10 protein-coding genes and 4 pseudogenes are annotated in these 16,021 nt (G+C 44.0%); 3 read left to right on the top strand and 11 right to left on the bottom strand.

Translation table 11 applies throughout. The features are described from left to right. The 4 genes from BHE85_RS25600 to BHE85_RS25585 form a co-directional block, all read right to left on the bottom strand. The coding region (locus BHE85_RS25600) for a pyridoxal-dependent decarboxylase (protein ID WP_001690852.1) at positions 1–342 on the bottom strand (342 nt) is incomplete at its 3' end. A 361-nt stretch (positions 343–703) separates the two neighbouring features. Further along, positions 704–3,487 (bottom strand): M16 family metallopeptidase, encoded by a 2,784-nt coding sequence (locus tag BHE85_RS25595; protein WP_004983809.1) that lies wholly within the window; start codon positions 3,485–3,487, stop codon positions 704–706. A 56-nt stretch (positions 3,488–3,543) separates the two neighbouring features. Then, positions 3,544–5,916, bottom strand: coding sequence for a TonB-dependent receptor plug domain-containing protein (locus BHE85_RS25590; RefSeq protein ID WP_000832428.1), 2,373 nt, complete (start codon positions 5,914–5,916; stop codon positions 3,544–3,546). Positions 5,917–5,953: 37 nt separating this feature from the next. Then, on the bottom strand, positions 5,954–7,639 hold the full coding sequence (locus tag BHE85_RS25585) for an ABC transporter ATP-binding protein/permease (RefSeq protein WP_039064131.1): 1,686 nt from the start codon (positions 7,637–7,639) through the stop codon (positions 5,954–5,956). Positions 7,640–7,853: 214 nt separating this feature from the next. On the opposite strand from BHE85_RS25585, the gene BHE85_RS25580 reads away from it, so the two are divergent. Continuing rightward, entirely contained in the window at positions 7,854–7,976 is a 123-nt protein-coding gene (locus BHE85_RS25580) for a protein YneP (RefSeq protein ID WP_120795387.1), read from the top strand. Here the strand turns inward: BHE85_RS25580 and BHE85_RS25575 are convergent. The 7 genes and pseudogenes from BHE85_RS25575 to BHE85_RS25545 form a co-directional block, all read right to left on the bottom strand. After that, positions 7,942–9,099 carry an anaerobic sulfatase maturase gene (locus BHE85_RS25575; protein WP_001323843.1) on the bottom strand — a complete coding sequence of 386 codons (1,158 nt, stop codon included), beginning with the start codon at positions 9,097–9,099 and terminating at the stop codon, positions 7,942–7,944. The genes BHE85_RS25580 and BHE85_RS25575 overlap by 35 nt on opposite strands. 50 nt (positions 9,100–9,149) lie before the next feature. After that, positions 9,150–10,832 (bottom strand): sulfatase-like hydrolase/transferase, encoded by a 1,683-nt coding sequence (locus BHE85_RS25570; protein WP_011379206.1) that lies wholly within the window; start codon positions 10,830–10,832, stop codon positions 9,150–9,152. 401 nt (positions 10,833–11,233) lie between these two features. After that, positions 11,234–11,995 carry an acid stress response transcriptional regulator YdeO gene (ydeO, locus tag BHE85_RS25565; protein ID WP_000060493.1) on the bottom strand — a complete coding sequence of 254 codons (762 nt, stop codon included), beginning with the start codon at positions 11,993–11,995 and terminating at the stop codon, positions 11,234–11,236. A gap of 74 nt (positions 11,996–12,069) precedes the next feature. Further along, complete coding sequence (safA, locus tag BHE85_RS25560) at positions 12,070–12,267, bottom strand: two-component system connector SafA (RefSeq protein WP_000543389.1); 198 nt, start codon at positions 12,265–12,267, stop codon at positions 12,070–12,072. Between the two features lie 247 nt (positions 12,268–12,514). Beyond that, on the bottom strand, positions 12,515–14,794 hold the full coding sequence (gene ydeP / locus BHE85_RS25555) for an acid resistance putative oxidoreductase YdeP (RefSeq protein WP_000726737.1): 2,280 nt from the start codon (positions 14,792–14,794) through the stop codon (positions 12,515–12,517). A 333-nt stretch (positions 14,795–15,127) separates the two neighbouring features. Continuing rightward, positions 15,128–15,307 (bottom strand): annotated as a pseudogene (locus tag BHE85_RS25550) (fimbrial protein); the annotation flags it as partial. A 3-nt stretch (positions 15,308–15,310) separates the two neighbouring features. After that, positions 15,311–15,403, bottom strand: a pseudogene (locus BHE85_RS25545) (AraC family transcriptional regulator); the annotation flags it as partial. 291 nt (positions 15,404–15,694) lie between these two features. On the opposite strand from BHE85_RS25545, the pseudogene BHE85_RS25540 reads away from it, so the two are divergent. Beyond that, positions 15,695–15,808, top strand: a pseudogene (locus BHE85_RS25540) (transposase); the annotation flags it as partial. A 1-nt stretch (position 15,809) separates the two neighbouring features. After that, a pseudogene (locus tag BHE85_RS25535) lies at positions 15,810–16,021 on the top strand (DDE-type integrase/transposase/recombinase); the annotation flags it as partial.

Here is a 16,021-nt window from a genome sequence, read left to right as displayed (position 1 = left end):
TTTCGGCGCAGGCGCATGCCACAGATCGGCAACCATATTTACGCAACGCAGGTCGATGGCTGCGGATTGCGGATATTCTTCTTTGTCGATCCAGTTTTTGTTAATGGATAAATCCATCAATTTGTGGACATTTTCGTCGTCCCAGGTCTGGCAGAAAGTGGCCAGGTTCTGACGAGCGTTGCCATCAAGATATAATTCGTCATTGATAATCTGGAATGCGACATCGTCGCGCATTTCGTGCAGCGGAAAACGTTTTGATTCTGCGATAGTGGAAATAGACTTCGCACCAAAACGTGAATCGAGTAGTTCCGACCTTAAATCCGTTACTTGCTTCTTATCCATTTTAAACTCCTTAAAATGATTGGATCGCATTAAAAAAGTAGGATTTATCGATAAAGTAAGCAAGTGCAAAGGACTCGTGTTTAAATAACAAAATCCTAATGTTATTTATCGTGAGATATTACGCGAATAATGTTTTTTCATTGAAAAACAATACAATATGAAATTCTTGGGTGGTGGTAAGGTGTTTTATGCTGTTATTTTTATGCGCATTCTGTGTCTCCTGAATTATCACGTAAAAATCAGACCTTAAAATATCACTATTAGTACTTGATTATTATTTTGAACGCATTTATAAAATTATTACATAAAAATAGCGAATATTGCTAAAATCCCCGCCAACGATGTGTTGACGGGGCTGTTATTATTTTGGCAATAATACTCCGGTATAAGTATTTACCGGATGAGAAAGATATTGTTTAACGGCAGTGTTAACATTCTCTACCGTCATTTGTTTCAACAATTGCTCCTGCTCAGTCCATGCTGCAGGATCGTCATATTGAATAAGACTATTTACAATAGTGTTCGCTAATTGTTGAACGCTACGCTGTTGGATATCGAGGCTGCGCTGAACGTTTTGCTGGTATTCATTCAGTTCTTGCTCACTGATCCCTTTAGCCAGACGCTTAACCATCACTTCATTCGCTAACGTTAACAGTTCATCATGTCGTTCTGGTTGACAAGTAAAAGCCAGCAAATGACTGATATCTTTGGCCTGAGGATCAACCGAGAGGCGAGAAGAAACGCTGTATGCTCCAGATGCCTGTTCACGAATATTAACACGTAGATCTTTTGCCAGTGCGACGTTAAAAGCATCGAGCGCCATACGCGTCGCCAGATTAACAGGTGTCCGGGAATCATAACGCTTCCACTGTGAAACCTGTGCCACAGGTTCATTTTGTTCTTTTACAGTAACCGATGCGTTGTCCGTCGCGCGAGTTAATGGTTTACCTGCGGCTAATGGCGAATCAGAGTGTTTGATTGATCCTAAGTAACGCGTAATTAACGCCACGAGTTTGTCTTCTGAGACATTACCGACAATGACAAACGTGATATCCGCTGGAGATGAAAACAACTGGCGATCGGCAGCCAGCGCATCTGCGGCAGTAAACTGTACAATCTGATTTTCTTGCAGTAATTTCGTGCGGTCATCAGCATAGCGCGTCTCATACATCTGCTGGGCGAATTTCTCCGCTGGACGCTGGTCGAGCGTTTTCAACGCCTGAATTTGAGCATTTTGTAGCGATGCCCAAATATTGTCGTTAATCGTGCTGTGGGTGATTCGCTGGTTAATCAACTGAAAACCAGGTTCAGGGTTATTAGTCCGCGCGCTAACGGAGAGCAACGTATTCATGCCACTGACTTTACTGCTCATGGTTACCGAATTTTCCGCACTCCAGCGTTTCAGGCTGGAAGAGGAGAGCTCACCAACGCCGCTTCCGCTTACCGCTTTATTTGCCAGCGCGATAAGTGATTTTTGCTGCGCAGGGAAACTTAAATCGCCTTTATTCGATACGGCAGTAATTTGTAGCTTTTGCTCTTCACCCGCGGATTTTGCCAGAATAACCCTGGCACCATTGGAAAGTGTTAATGATGTCAGATTCTCAGCCAGCGTTTCTTTGCTGCTAATTTCCGCCTGTGGGTCAGCGTCTACTGTTAACGATAAATTTCTGCCTGGGAAGATGTAAGCCGCCAGCTTTTTGTTGGCGTACTCTTTTTCCAGCGCCAGGATAGCCGCAGGAGACAATGCTTTTTTGGCGGCAAGCTCATTGTTTACCATTTGCTCCCAAAATGCGTCCTGGTTCTTTCTTAACTGCTGCCATTTTTCCGCCAGACTTTGCACGGTAATTTGCTGCCACAGACGTTTCGAAAGTTGATATGTCTCTTCCGGCGACAAGAACGGCGTATTATTTAATGAGCTGGATGCCAGGCGACTGGTCAGCATACGTAAATCACGTTCAGCTTGCTGATCAACCGCATTTTTCAGCCAGGTGAGGCGGGTAGATTTGACATCATCGAGTTCTTCAGCAGAAAAACCATGCTGATCAATGGTTGCCAACTCTGCCATTAATGCATTCGCAGCATCCTGCATATTATCGTCTCGTGCATTTACACGGAAAAACAGCGACTGATAATCGGGTGCAATTTTAACGCTGCGCGCAGTGCCGCCAGAAATAGTCTTCAACTCGCCCGACTGTATGCGTTCCTGCAGACGTTGATTGAACAGCTGAACTAACATGCTCCATTCAGCTTGTTCGATAAAGCTTTGCTCATCGTTCACTTGTACCATTGGCAGGCGATAATAGAGTGCGATGCCGTTCACCCGGTTTTCTTTATCATTAATGATATTAAAGCGCAGGTGGTTTTCGGCTTTTGTCGGCCAGACGCGATTTTCAGCTGCTTTGTTAGCCGGAAGCTTACTTAAATTATCCTTTATCAGCGCCAGCGCTTTTTTACTGTCGATATCGCCGACCACGATAAAGGTCATATTATTTGGTTGATACCAGCGTTGATAAAATTGGCGCAATTGTGCCGGTGTGACCGTGGCGACAGTATCCATCAGGCCGATAGGTTCACGGTCTAAATTACGGGTATTAGCCAGCAGGAAAGGGCGGCGCGCCTGAGAGGTGCGCCATTTCGCATCCTGATGGGCACGCCATTCCTCAGTAATTACGCCACGTTCAGCGTCTACTTCGAGTTTTTCAAAGGTTGCGGCATTACTCCATTCACTGAAGATTGCCATCACTTGTTGCAGATTTTGTTTCTGCGTAGTCGGCAAACTCACCTGATACACCGTTTCGTCATAGCTGGTATAGGCATTAACATCGCGACCAAAACGCAGGCCCATTGACTCAAATGTTTCGATGACTTTATTACCCGGCCATGTTTTTGTGCCGTTAAACATCATATGTTCTACAAAATGAGCCACGCCGCGCTCATTGTCTTCTTCCTGCAATGAACCGGTATGAATTTGCAGCCATAAATTTACCTGATCCTTTGGTTGAGCATGCGGATAAATCATATATCGCAAGCCATTGTCCAGTTGCCCGGTAATTAACTTTTCATCCTGCGGTAAGGCGGCGGCAATCAGCCGCCCGGGGAGCAACAGAGTTGCCACTAACGTCAGTAAGAAACAGAGGTTTCTCATAATTATCTCCATGCGAAAACCGGGCGAATTTACCCGGTTAAGTAAAATCCGAACTATTAAAATTTCATGCTGACATCAAGCCAGAAAGTACGGCCACTGGCGTAGGTCGCCACACCGGTATTCGTTGTATCAACAGCGGTTTTGCTATCCAGTACATTGAGAATATCGGCACTGATCGTCAGGTTTTGTTGTTTCAGAAATTGTGGCGTCCAGGACAAGCGGGTGTCCCAGGTCAGGCTGCTATCCAGTTTTTCGTCAACATACTGCTTGTAATCTGAATATTCGCTGATGTATTGCGCATTTGTCTTACCAAGGATAATGCGAGCTTTACGCGCTTCTTGCCACGCCAGCGTATTCGCCCACACTAACCCGCTCGGTTGATGCGTGAAATCCATGTTTAAGGAGATCTTTAATGGGTTATTAAAATCTGCCACTGGAACGCTATCGTAAGAGACCAGATTACCGTTATAAACCACCTGGTTATCACCGGTATTGCTCTCCTCATAACCATTGTTTAACGACAAGTTGCCCTTGCTCTTGATATAGCTAAAGACAATTTGCGGGTTAATATCTACCTGGCGGATATGCAGGGGTTCGGCCAGTTCAAAACTGAGGTTAAACGAATGCGTTTTGGTTTTGCCATCGTTGTTATATTCAGTAATGGTGGTTTTAGTCGCGCTGTCGGTACGACTGCTTTTGCTGATTTGATCATGCGCTTCACGGTAAACATAGTTTGCGCGTGCAATAACGTTCTTACCGATTTTTTGCTGCAATCCCATTGCCAGTTCATCGTTATAAGGCGTTTTCAAATTCTGATAACGCGTCAGGGTTTTATTACCTGATACCGATTCCGTCCAGCTATTGCGGATATCACGTAATCCCATATCAAGAATATTCCCGCCATAGTAACGGTTATAACCGGCGGTAATCATTGAGGTTTGATCAGCAAAAATATCCCATTCCGTCATAAAGCGCGGGGAGATATTGTGGTTTGACAGATAGTTGTCATAGTCATAACGCACACCGGGCATTAACGACACATTCCGCCAGCTAATGTGATCCGCCATATACAGCGTGTAGTTGTCAATTCCTAGGCTGCCTTTACCTTTATGGTAAATGGTATGGTTAGTTTTCTTTCCTGCAGCATTAATCACATAGGATTCAGACTGGTTATGGCGTTCAGTCCATGCATCGGAATAGATGTATTCCGCGCCGGAGTAGGGTTGATGCGAAACATCACCCACGGCGAATTTTTGCCAGTCCAGGCGTGTTTTGAAGGTGTAATTATCTACAGCCTGGGAAATGTGTCCTAATCCGCCACGGGTACAACGCCCTGTAATATCACCATATGTACATGAAAGTTCGGTGTACCAGATGTCATGATCGTGACGGGTATAATCACTAATATGATCCCAACCAACGGTGGTACGTAGTTTGGCCCATGCGAGTTGCGTATCCATATCCCATGCAAGACCATAGGATTTATTACCCATTTCGCGATCAGACTGCGGGAAGGTGCTGGTATTATAATCACGGCTGGAGCCGGTATATTTTAAGGTTAAATCGTGGGTAAAGCGGTCGCTGGCAAACCAGGTAAATTTGCTCAATGCAGTATCGATAACGTTTTTATACTGTGCCCGACCGACGACAATGCCGTCATTCGAAACATAATCCGCGCGGGTGATATCAGACTGGCGGCGCGATAAACCGGCGGTAACGCCAAAGTTATCAGCCAGCTCCTGATTAAACGACAAGGTATAAAAGTTCTTTTTAAAATCTGGAGAGAAATAAGTACTTCCTGAAGAACCTTGATTAAATGCGCTCTTGTTATTCTCATCGATATGCGATGTTAACCAGTCCGAACGCGTAGTGCGATAACCCAATTTCACCTTGCTATCATCAGCGTTGAAGCGTTTGATCTTTGCATCAATTACCCCGCCATTGAAGCGACCAAATTCAACCGGCACAAAACTGTCATAAAGCGTCACATTGTCCAGTAAGCTGACATCAAGATAATACCCCTGTGACATCCCGCTAATATTGGTTGCACTACTGGCATCGGACTCATTCGCTGGGTTCAGGTTATTAGTTGCACTAATACCGTCAATCAAATAGGCATTCTGGTAGGGCGACGCACCGTGAATAGAGATTTTCTCAGGGCGAATATCTCCCTGGTTCAACGAGGTACTTTGCGTTGAATCCATGCGTACCGCAGGGTTGGTTCTCAGCAGATCGCTGATATTGCCATTCCCGGTCGGTAAACGCTCGATGCTTTCACTGGTGTAATGCGTGTTGCCGTTTACGGGTACAGGGACAGGAGCATAGACCGTCATCTCTTCAAAAAAATGCATGTACATGTTTTTGTCATCGACGGCCTGCGCCACATCAGCGCCACATAAAATGACGCCAGGAATAAGAACTCGCTTCATTTATTTATATCTCCGTACAGCAGGGCTTTTATTGTTTTTATAAAACCGCGCTAATGTCACAAATATCATCGGCCAGGTTCCAGACACCGGGTTGATGTGTAACCATAATGACGCCGCTTGTGGGTAGTTTTTCACGCACTAAACGCAGTAAGCGGATAGCCTCTTGTTCCTCAAGATGAGAGGTAGTTTCGTCAAGAAATATCCATTTCGGACGTCGTAAAATTAATCGTGCCAGGGCGATACGTTGTTTTTCGCCGCTGGAAAGAATATCTCCCCAGCGATCGTGGTCATGAATACGCGCAGCCAATTTCCCAAGACCAACCTGATGCAGTACTTCGCTCAACGATTTATCGTCTACGGGCAGGGGAAGTGCTTTACAAATAATCTCTTTCAGTAAGCCGGTTTTGATTAACGGTGTTTGTGACACATACCAACTGTCAGCAGGAGAAAAAATATCACCTTTAAACCACGGCCAGCAGTGGGATAATGTTTTAAGCAGTGTGGTTTTTCCCGCACCAGAGTAGCCTTTCAGTAATAGCCATTTGCCTGGCGAAACATGAAAGTTCAAGTTCTCTAATATGATCTTATTATCAGGCGTACGAATACTCGCATTAGCCACTTGTACCGCATGTTGGCAATTTTTAGGCTTATTCGTAGGGCGCTGTTCAGTGAGTTGATGGAACTCATACAAGCGATCGATAACCGCAGCCAGTTCAGCAAGTTCGTCATATTTATAAATAAACCAGCTTAAATTGTTCGATACTAGCATAAATGCCTGGCGCGATTTCATCAGTCCGCCCAGATTGATCTTCCCGCTAATAAACTGCGGCAATAACAGAAAGTAGGGAAGAACGCTAAGCGAGCGCGAATAAATATTTTGCCAGTAATCAAGCAACCGCTGACGATTCATTAAACGATGCCAGTTCTCTTTAATGGTATGAAAATTGTCGCGCAACTCCTGGCGTTGTAGAGACTCAGCATTGCTTAGCGCAATCAGTTCTGCCTGCTTATTATGCTGCACAAGATTAGTTCGAAATGTCGCTTCGCTACGTTGTTTTTCCACATTAAGCGGACGAATACGCTTACCAACCTTATGGGTAAATAAAGTTCCACCGATCACAATGAGCACGACGGTATAGACCATATACCCCTGGATATTCCATTCTGTTCCACCAACAGTGAATGAGAGCGTACCCGCGCTTTGCCAAAGAATAACGGTAAAGGTGATCAGCATGCTAAGTGACTGGATGAAGCCAAATGAAAGACTGAGCGTTTTGCTGATCAGTAAGAGAATGTCTTCAGCGATACGTTGGTCAGGGTTATCTGTATTTTTATGCTCGCCGTAGATCTGCGTGAAGTAGTAGTTTTTATCTGCAAACCAGCGATTAAGGTAGTAATCTGTTAACCATTCGCGCCAGCGAATAGTCAGTAGTTTAATTAACCATGTTTTGTTTACGGATATTAATACAAAGATCCCCAGCAGGGCAGGGAACCAAAGAACAAGCTGCCAAAGCTTATCGGTTTCTTTCTGGCTTAGCGCATTGAAAAAATCATTATTCCAGTCGTTTAACCAGACCTGAATTTTAACCACGCCAAGGATCATTGCGAGGATAATAATGATTAACAACACTGAAGTTTTATTATTCTTACGCAGCCAAAAGGGCTTCAGCAGACAGAGATACTTTGCTATCAACATACAAAACGTAATGGGAATGGTTATCATTAGCGAAAATTGATTGTGCCATCCAATGATTATCTATGGCAATGATTTACTGATGAAATTTATTTAAGTATCATTTAACAATATGAAATATATAGAAATTTTTAATTTTCAGTGGTTATGGTTATGGTTATGGTTATGCTATTGATAATCAAGGGTATTGCTAATGCCCTGACGCATACCACGTAAGCCAGGATTTTCGCAAGGGAAGATGATGATGACGAAACACCCGACAGGAATTTATGTCGGGTGCCTTGTTAAGGTCATAAGAAGGAGGCTAAGAATGGAGTTAAAAGAGAGCGTTATTAATTATTCTCCATTTGTTTTGCAACATCCATAATGTGGTAAAGCGGTACTCTGTTCTTAGCTAACTCAACCATGGCGTTCATATAAGGTACCATGGTTGAAAAAAGGATTTTATAACCTTCGCAAAAATAAGAAACAGTCTCATTGTTTACTTTAGTAATACGATGCTTAGGACAACCGCCATTGCAGATAGGTTTATATGCACATTGCTGACATTTCGCTGAAATCCGTTTTTTTTGCGCTGTCAGTTGTACACTGTTCATCGTTTTGAGTTCAGATTTATTAATGTTTCCAATTTTGTACTGTGGATAGACAAAATGGTCGCATTCGTAAATGTCTCCATTACTTTCAACAACCAGATTATCCTTGCAGGACTCCTGGAAAATACAACTTGTATGCCCATTCCCCAAAAAACGGCTGACAAAGCTTTCAAACTGACGAATGAAAATTTCACCCACATCGTTTTTAACCCATTGCATAAAAATGGTTGACATAAACTTGCCATAAGCCGTGGGAGGCACAGAAAAATCAATGATACGGAATGTGTTCTCACTATGACCACTGAAATCAATATTCGGCGTCCCGGTTTCGAGCAATTCGATAAATTGCATATGTTTACTGCCGATAGATTTTAAAAAATGATAAACCTCAAGAGGGTAATGGACATTAACGTTATTAATGACGGTTAACGTATTAAACTCAACTTGATATGATTTCAGACGCTCGATGGCTGCTATCACTTTTGCAAAAGTACCGTTACCTGAATTACTGCGTCTGTAACGGTCATGTAACTCCTGGGGGCCATCGATCGAGATACCAACCAGAAATTCATGTTCTTTGAGAAAGGAACACCATTCGTTATTCAATAAAATGCCATTCGTTTGTAATGCATTAAAAATACGTTTTTGGCCTGCATAGCGTTGTTGATAGTGAATAACTTTACGGAAAAAATCCAGGCCAGCCAGAGTGGGTTCACCGCCTTGCCAGGTAAAATAGACCTGATTGCCAGACGCTGCGATATATTGTTTGATGAACTCTTTCAGAGTGCTGTCATCCATCCATTTTTCATGAGTAAACTGCGACTCTTTTTCAAGGTAAAAACAGTAATCACATTTGAGATTACATTGAAAACTGGAGGGCTTGGCTGTAACGTGCATCGCTATCTCGCTCAATAAGGCGCGGAAAATTCCGCCGCATGAAGGTTTAGTTATTTCGCTTCGCTTAGTGCTTTCTTGATATTGTTAAACTTCTCCTGATTTACCTCGCTAAGCGGTGGCTGGCTGCTGTCGATAAACTCTCTTACCACGCCTTGCATCTCTTTAACGACCTGCGGATTGGCGGCGGCAAGGTTATCTTTTTGCTGTAGATCCGTCAGATTGTAGAGACCTAACTGATTGTTTTCTACTGTATAGACAAGCGAATAATCGTTATTTCTCACCGTATAAGAGAATTGGCTTAAGTCCTCAGTGTTGGGGTTATGCGGGTAATCGTCTGACTGATGGCGAACAAATTTGTGGTAATTATCCCAGAATGGAATATTTTCCTCGTCAAACCAGTGAGAATAAGAGGTTATCCAGGTCAGATTTTTATGTGGCTCGCCTTGTTTCTTATCTTGCAACCAGGGCAGCAAGGAAACGCCATCCAGCTTAAGGTCTTTTGGAATGCTGATATCGGCTGCATCAAGAGCTGTCGGGTAGAAATCCATTGCGGAAATCAGCTTGTCATAATTACCGGGTTGAAGTTTTCCTTTCCACCACATAAACATTGGGGTGTGAGTACCGCCAGGATAGGTCTGACTCTTATAGCCTTTTTGCGCCCCGTTCAGCGGCAGAGGACCATCGATAACCGCACCATTATCGGAGGTAAAGAGAATAATAGTATTATCATACTGTCCGTTTTTCTTCAGTTGTTCGAGAATGCGTTTTACACCCTGATCAACAGAATAAACGGAAGCGTAGTAGTTATCTGCTGTTTGACTACCGGTATTAAATTGCTTCTGATATTGATCCGGTGCAGGATTATCATTTGGCAGGTGCGGAGCATTATAAGCCAGGTAAAGCATAAAAGGCTGGTCAAGTGTTTTGGCACGATCAACAACGCCAATTGCCTCATCGGTTAACTGATCGCTGATATAACCTTTTGCGGGGACACGTTCACGATTTTTGAACAGTGAAGGGGAGTTGTAATATGCCGTTCCTGCAGCGTGGAATCCCATAAAGTAATCAAAGCCACGGTTTTGAGGTTGCCATTCTTCCGCAGAAAATGTGGTGAAGTTGTCATGATAGTCACGCGTTTGTTTATCTTCCGGTACCGGCACATTACTGATTTTTGACAAGTGCCATTTACCTACTGCTGCAGTGTAATAACCATGATTCTGGAATAATTCAGGCAAGAAAGTTTCTGTTAGCGGAATACCATCCTGAGCATCGGTATTGGAATAGACACCAAAGCGGGCGGGAGCTCGACCGGTCATTATTGCGGCACGGGAGGGGCCGGAAACACCGTGTGCCACATAGCCGTTAGTAAAACGTACGCCTTCATCCATTAATGAAAGGAGCGTCGGCGTTGATTTTTGTGCAGCTTCAATGGCTTTATCTATCCCTATTTTGTAGGTATCGACAACTTCACGATTTTCCATTGTTTTTGGGTCAAAAGATCCCTTATCAAAAGGAAGTTGTCCATAACCAAGATCATCCATGGTTAGTACGATAATATTTGGCTTTCCTTTGGTACTGTATTCAGTCGGCGTAAAGTCTGAGAAAGCAACGTTTGTTTTGGTTGCTTTCAGCTTTACATCATCTGCCGCATGAGCAGCAAATGCAGCCATACCAGATGCCAGTATCAAAGATATCGAGGTACTTACGACACTTTTCTTTAATGCAGACTTCATAAATGTTCCTCTTCTTATTGTACTTAATTCCGAAGTAATTTTACGAAGAGAAATAAGTGGATGTAAGTGAAGTTAGTCACATAAAGAGATAGCAGATTTAGCTAAAAAAAGGGAAATAACAGTCCATAAAGCGTTGACATTACTTTCTGTTCTATTAAGTAATTTCTCGCCGATAAACAACTAATTTATTGATATTTAATGAATTATTGCATTTTACTGACAAAATGCTGAATTGAGAACATAAATAATCATGCAACAGGTTATGCAAGTGCATAAATATGTGATGGATGTCACTTATTTATTTCAATAAATATATCGCCTAAAAACAACGCGGGGCAGGGAATGGCTGCCCCATATAATTCTTACGTAGCGTGCGTGGTTGACTACTCGTTAGCAAATAATCAAATAGCTAAAGCACTCATCGTGTTGCCCGTATTCATACCCGTGTGACTTTGACAACGGTACTCCTTAGAAACTCTCTTCGGACTGTTGCCGAAATGTTTGCGGAACGCATAAATAAAATAAGAAGTACTGGCATAACCACATTGTTCGGCAATTTTATTGACTGAACCTTCTACGCGTATCAAATTTTTTGCGTGCTGCATTCTGGCATCTAATAGAATCTGTGAGAATGTCGTTTGCTCTTGCTTTAGTTTTTTCTTCAACAGGCTTTCACTGATGTACAGGCAGTCACAAATATCTTTCAGCTTCCATGGGTGCGCCAGCTTCATGTTGACAATATTTCTCACTTTTCCGGAAACGGATAGCACACCGTTAGTTAATAGTGTAATGAAACCTTTGCATGCGGCAAAAATAGACAGGCAAGAAAAAAGCAAAAGTTCTGAAAAATTATGATGATTGCGTTCTTCCGAGTTGAGATAAGCAATCATTTCATTAAGCAATCCAGTCGGTACATTTGAAGCACGTAAAAACTTCGCAGGAACAGGCACCGTCACTGTCTGGATGTTAGTGCATTGTAGATATTTTTTAATGGTATTTTCAGTAAATCCGATCTCTTTAAAATGCCGCTCATAAGGTTCAAAATGCGTACGAACAGCGTTATCTACCATCAGGATCTCGCCGTCAGAGAAGGCGTAATCTTTATCTAAAATGTTAGCGTTGAAGGCATGATGAATAAATATAACAGAACAAACGAGCGACATTTTATCTCCTTAAAACAATAAAGTTTTTATCGATACTTTTTTAACATTTCATATTTATAATTTGCTGTTTATTTTCAGTCTTGCAAACTATTGATAATGAAATGTGTAAGATCTCTTGCAATGCGACCCATTTCTGAAATACCCAGCTGATCAATTGCCGAAAAAATGGCTATCAACGTAAGGGTCAGTAATAAGACAACCACAATTACAGACATGATTTCTTTATAGTTGTCTCTTTGCGTGATTTTGTTTTTCACTGTGGTCGCATGCATTTCAAATATGTTTATTTAGCGGATAACGTTAAAAATTGTTAATCAGTATGCTTAATATAACAGGCTGGAGAAAAGAGGAAATAGGACTGGCACTTCAGTACTGAGCGGAGTTTCTTACAGCTGTAGGCAGAGGTTTATATCTTATAGTGTGTGGTTTAATTTGATCAATGTGAGCAAATTGCGCGATAATAGTCAATGAGAAATTCTTCTGCTGTGCGGATGACAGCAGAAGAAATGAGGAGGCGAATTAATTTGATGGTTCTAATTCAACCGGAATACTTTTATAACCAGGAATGCCACTTAATGGATCGTGGTTATCAAGAGTTAGCATGTGATTCGATTCTGGAAAATAGGTCACCAGTGAGCGGTCAGCCATAGGGTAAATGACCACTTTTAATCTATCCATGCGGCGTGAGCTGCGCTTACCGTCTGGCGTAAGCGCAATAAGATTAACTCTTTCGCCGTTTTTTACACGGCAAATTTTAGCTTGTTTAGCACTCATAAAGACCACATCTCGTTGACCGAATACCCCTCGATAGCGATCATCCATACCATAAATCGTCGTGTTGTACTGATCGTGGCTGCGTACTGTCGCCATGACCAGCTTACTGTTAAACGCTGAAGAGGGATCTTCTAACAGCCCTTTGCTGGTAATGAAATTAGCCTTACCTGACGGCGTCATCCAGCGCCTTTCAGCAGCTGCATTTATCAGGTGAAAACCTCCAGGATGTCGGATGCGCTGGTTATAGTCGGCGAACTCTGGTAACACAGCTTCAATGTCATTGCGAATGCGATCATAATCTTCCACCAGATACTCCCAGGCTACCACGCTCTGGGGTAGTGCTGCCTGCGCGATTCCCGCGACCACTGCACACTCTGATTTCAGCATTACACCGGCGGGTTTTAACACGCCACGCGAGGCATGAATCATCGACATTGAATCCTCAACGGTTACCGCCTGCGCACCGCTTTTTTGCATGTCAATCTCGCTACGCCCCAGAACCGGCAGAATATAGCTATGCCGTGCGGTCAGCAGATGAGAGCGGTTAAGCTTAGTGGCTACGTGTACCGCCAAATCTAATTGCGTTAACGGTACAGCGCTCGCTTCCCGATCTGGCATTGCCAGTGCAAAGTTGCCCCCCATGCAGATCAATGCTCGAGCCTGCCCCGTGCATATTGCTTGCATGCTGGCAATTGCAGCATGTCCAGGTGCATGAGGTGGGGTGAAGCCATAGCGCTCACCCAGGCGAGCCAGAAACTCTGCAGACGGTTTCTCGGTGATACCGACGGTTCGGTCGCCCTGTACATTAGAGTGACCTCGTAGTGGGCAGATACCCGCACCAGGCTTGCCAATGTTACCTTTCATCAACAGCAGATTGACCAGTTGCTGTACATTCTGGGTACCATGTTCGTGCTGAGTGATCCCCATTCCGTAACAGATAATGGTGCGATCGGCAGCGGCATATGCGTCAGCCAGTTCGGCGATTTGTGTCTGACTTAGTCCAGAAATATGTTCGATATCTTTCCACTCGGAATTGAGAACGTCACGGCGTAGCTCGTCAAAGCCGACGGTATGCGTTTGAATAAATTCGTCATCAAGCAATGAGGGCCGACCTGCGGCACTTGCAGCATCATCGCGCTCAATTAACAGGCGCATCATCCCCTTGAGCAACGCCATATCGCCACCAATGCGCACGTTGTAGTACGCACTGGCCAACTGAGTCTCAGAGTTCGTCAGCATTTCAAACGGGTTTTGCGGTGCGGTAAATCGCTCCAGGCCACGTTCCTGTAAAGGATTGATGGCGATCATTTTCGCTCCCCGTTTCACTAAAGCGCGCAACGAAGTCAGCATGCGGGGGTGGTTTGTACCAGGGTTATGCCCAATGCAAATGACTAAATCGCACTTCTCAAAGTCTTCCAGCAACACAGTCCCTTTACCCACGCCGATACTCGCTGCCAAACCCACACTGGTCGGTTCATGGCACATGTTGGAGCAGTCGGGAAAGTTATTGCTCCCGTATTCACGGGCAAAAAGCTGATAAAGAAAGGCAGCTTCATTGGAAGTGCGGCCCGAAGTATAGAATTCAACCTGATTGGGATCACTATAGCTTTGAAGGCGTGCGCCAATTTCGTCGAAAGCTTGTTGCCAGCTTAATGGCTTGTAACAGTCGCTGACGGCATCATATTTCAAAGGCTGAGTGAGACGTCCCGCAGCCTCAAGCTCGTGATCTCCCCAGGTAAGTAATGATTGAACCGTATTCTCAGCAAAGAAAGAGGCATTTACCTGCTTATCCGTGACTTCCCAGGCGATTGCTTTTGCGCCGTTTTCACAAATGTCGAATGACGCAGTGTGCTTAGGATCTGGCCATGCACAACCCGGACAGTCAAAGCCCTCTGGCTTATTCATGTCAAACATGGCAATAACATCCTGGCGTATATCCATCTGCTTACGTACTGCATTCGCTACGGATTTAACAGCACCCCAACCACCTGCAGCACCCTGGTAGGATTCAATTTTTTTCTTCATCTACTTATCCTGTGTGGAAATGAATTATTAGGATTTGTAATAGCGATGATGCACAGTACATACAAAGGGATTATCGCCAACATGGATATATAAGAGTAGGGGACTACTCTCTTTCTATTTTTAATCTATTATCGTTAAACAATAGATTAAATACGATAAGTTAAGCATCATCTCTCATAGTGTTTAAATTAACATATTTTTCAATATAAAAAATAAGACTCTGGCTTCAATTGTGCGCGGATTTTCTTACAGGTGTAGGATAATAGCCTTCACAAAATAATTATCCGCGCAATTTTCGTGAATGGAGCGCATAGACTAAGATCAAAATCACAATTATTCATAGATAAAAGTGACACCAATGACTGACTGGACGGTTCCGGCTGCAACCTTGTTTCCTGTTTGTCCATAGGTTGCGCTTAAACCCAGAGATACTTTGCTTTTATTTACTGTCCCCAGGGAGACATTTTCTCCCGTAGCCAGTATTTTTCCATTACGCATCAGAGAGACACCCACTTCCCATTTCTGATACCGTAGTGGACTCATTCCCGCAAGCTGCCTGAAGTGTTGATGGAAAGAGGGCGTGCTCATTTGCACGCGGTTTGCCAGCTTGAGTCTTCAACGCTGGGAAGATGCGGCAAACGGCAAATCTGCATACCAGCCAGCCTATATCCGTCATGCACAGGCCAATTATGAAAGAGGAGAGGCTTAAGTTCTGGAACCCTGAACGAATAACGACTACCAGAAAAGCACTTCGCATCACTCAGATATGATTTAACATAATATACATTATGCGCACCAACATAAACCAAGGGAGAACCCAGTCGTTGGCGGTCATGGTTGCTCATTAACAACGACCAAACCCCATATCTCACTTACTACCGTATTCTCGGCTTAACCGTCCATGCTTCCCGATTATCCCTTCCTGAAGGCACTTTAGGACAATGGGTTACCGCCGCCAGAAAAGGGCTCGGTACTCCTGGTTCCCGCACGGTGGCTGAACTGGAATCTGAAATTTGAAAGGCAGTTCGCCGTGACCGAGCCAAATCAGGTGTGGTGCGGTGATGTGACCTGTATCTGGACGGGTAAGCGCTGGGCGTACCTCGCCGTTGTTCTCGACCTGTTCGCAATAAAACCAGTGGGCTGGGCCATGTCGTTCTCGCCGGACAGCAGGCTCACCATGAAAGCGCTGGAAATGGCATGGGAAACCCGTGGTAAGCCCGGCGGGGT

Origin of the sequence: Shigella sp. FC1567 (assembly GCF_001743015.1) — a bacterium.
Classification (GTDB): domain Bacteria; phylum Pseudomonadota; class Gammaproteobacteria; order Enterobacterales; family Enterobacteriaceae; genus Escherichia; species Escherichia coli.
This window is presented reverse-complemented; position numbering and strand designations above follow the sequence as displayed.